This window comes from Emticicia sp. (assembly GCF_049241225.1).
In the GTDB taxonomy this organism is placed as follows: Bacteria; Bacteroidota; Bacteroidia; order Cytophagales; family Spirosomataceae; genus Emticicia.
On record NZ_JBMLRC010000193.1, the window covers coordinates 1 to 2,610 of the forward strand.

The following is a 2,610-nucleotide window of genomic DNA, read 5'->3' on the forward strand; positions in this document are numbered from 1 at the left end:
GGGAGGTTGGTCAATAAATTTGTCTGAAAATTGTCATAACTTTTATAATACATCGCTGTGAGCGTATTTTTAGGGTTAACTTTCCAGAAACCCTTAAAAACGCCTTCACCAAATTTTGTTCGGATATCATTCAAGCGGTCAGAGGCAATCGGCAAAAGAAAATCATTAAAAGCAGCTCGACCAGCAAAGTAGATTCCAACCTTATCTTTCACAATTGGGGCTTCTATCATCAAACGATTCGATACGATACTAACGCCACCTTTTATCATGAATTTTTCAAGATTTGGATTTTTCAAGGTAATGTCAACCACCGAAGCGGCACGACCGCCGTATCGGCCTGGTACGTTTCCTTTGTATAAATCTAAATTTGTGACGGCATCGGGCGGAAAAACCGAAAACAAACCAAACATGTGCGTTGGGTTGAAAATCGGGGTATCATCGAGCAAAATAAGGTTTTGGTCTGTTGTACCGCCTCTGATGTTTACGCCGTTGGAGGCTTCACCCACGCTGGTTACGCCCGGTAGCATTTGCATTCCTCGCAGTAAATCTAATTCGCCAAAAGCTGAGGGTAATTTCTGAAAGGTTTTGATATTGATTTGATTCACACCGAGCAATGGCTGCCTAACGTTTTGGTCGAAACCTTTGGTGGTTACAACCACTTGTTCGAGTTCGTTTTCAACCCTTGTGAGCGAAAAATCTATGTTCAAATTACTTTGCTGAGAAGCAATAAATTTGGAAGCCGATACATAACCTACATAACGCACATTGAGTGTGTGATTTCCTCTCGAAACCGTAAGTACAAACTTGCCATTGGCATCGGTTTTTGTGCCGTTTTTGGTCTTGTTATAATCAAGCACGATAGAGGCTCCTTCCAGTGGAGTATTCGTGATGGAGTCTCGCACTATACCCGTGATATAAAACTGAGCCTGAGTATTGAAACCTACCAGCAAGAGGGCGATATATAAGTAAAAATATTTTTTCATTGTATTTGCCATCCTGCGGGTTTGATTGGTGTGCGACTTAGACTTTTCTTGCAGATTGCTAACGGAATATCAAAACGTTCAACTGAGGGTTCTTCGGGTTGAGGCAGACGATTGTTTTTTGCAAAAAATAAGGCATTTAGTCCCGCTCCAGTGGTATTTTTACGAGTGAGCATATATTTTTGTTCACTAACCGACGAAACCGAGAAATACCCCAAAACTAACTCACCCGCATCTTCTTTATTATACACATTGCTTTTGATAGGAGCGGGGGGCGTGTCGGCAAGCGTACCAGTATTGATTGATTGGTCTTGAATCAGTTTGAAGTATCTAAACGCATTGGGCGATAACGACATTTGTTGAATACTGACCAAACACTGATTTGATTGATAAAGCGGAATTTGAGCAACCAATTTATTTTTTTGAAGTTGTCCATCAGTGAAAATATCCGAAAAAATATTGATGTCGGAGCTGTAAAAAATATCCCAACACGAAGTTCCGCAACTGTAGTCGAAAATGTTGTTATTGTTAAGTGTCAAATCTCGGTAACAAGTGCCATTTTCGCCGTTTTCATCTTCGTATAAAAAATACCTGCCTTGCTTACAAGTTTCGCAATATCGTTGGGTTTCCCATTGTGTCCAACGCCATCTGTAAAAGTTTTTTTCGGTAGGAGTATCCTGAAAATCTATGTAGAAATCATTGGTTGAAATACGCTCTTCGCTGGTTGGAAATTTCTTTATTCCTGTCTTATTAAATTCTTCGTAAATTTTGCTAATGGCCGAAACGGGCAACATTTTTTCGAGCGGAGATTCGTAAGTTTTACCGTTTGGAGTTTGAAACCACAGCTGATATGAACTACCTACTTTTGCTCGAAATTTATCGGGCAAATAATAATACCCTGGCAAAGTTTCCACCAAATCAATGCTTTGAGAGCCATCAACAATAAGTTTTACGTTTGCATCAGAAACAGGAATGGATTCCTTTTTCTGAGCCAAAATAATGGATGTAAATTCTGAACTTTTGAACTGTGCATTTTCGGAAGTTCGAAAAATTGTTACGAATTGAGGCTCGTTCAAATCGGTCAATACGCCATCAACAATGATGTAGCCTTTACTACTGCTGATGTCGATGTCGTAAGGGTCAACACAAGCTAAAAAAGCAAGGCAAAGCGTAAAGAAAATAAATATATTTCGTCTGAAAAGTTTCATCAAAATTAGGTTTTAATGCCGTTTTACTCAATAATTATCTTCTTACTCACTACCTTACCTAAGTTATTCTTGAGTTTTACAATCAAAACTCCTCGAATATTCTGGCTGTTCCAACGGTGTTTTAGTGGCTCATTTTCTAAAATTCTGCCCAAATCTTGCTTGTAAATACTGGTTCCTGCCATATTAAAGATTTCGATTTCATAATCAGCTGTTTGCTTGATAATTGTCTCGAAGGTCAAATTAGTATTTGCTTGACTTGGATTTGGGTAAACTACCAAGCTATTATCTTCAGGAATTTCTTCTTCGGTAGCCGTAATTACCGTAAGTCCATCTCGAATTACCAAGAGACTGTTGGTTGTGGTGCAGTCCCACAGTGTTCTGACTTTCAGCAATTTCCGTTCGGTGTCATAAAAAGCCAAATT

Annotated in this window: 3 protein-coding genes; all 3 read right to left on the reverse strand. The window is 39.2% G+C overall.

Annotated elements, in window-relative coordinates:
• Positions 1-983, reverse strand: a 983-nt coding sequence (locus ACOVO2_RS10955) for a TonB-dependent receptor (protein WP_421770009.1), incomplete at its 3' end; no start/stop codon positions are given.
• Positions 980-2,188, reverse strand: a complete 1,209-nt coding sequence (locus tag ACOVO2_RS10960; protein ID WP_421770010.1) for a DUF4249 domain-containing protein — start codon at positions 2,186-2,188, stop codon at positions 980-982. The genes ACOVO2_RS10960 and ACOVO2_RS10955, both read right to left, overlap by 4 nt.
• Before the next feature lie 23 nt (positions 2,189-2,211).
• Positions 2,212-2,610: T9SS type A sorting domain-containing protein (locus ACOVO2_RS10965; RefSeq protein WP_421770011.1), on the reverse strand; the 399-nt coding region annotated here is incomplete at its 5' end.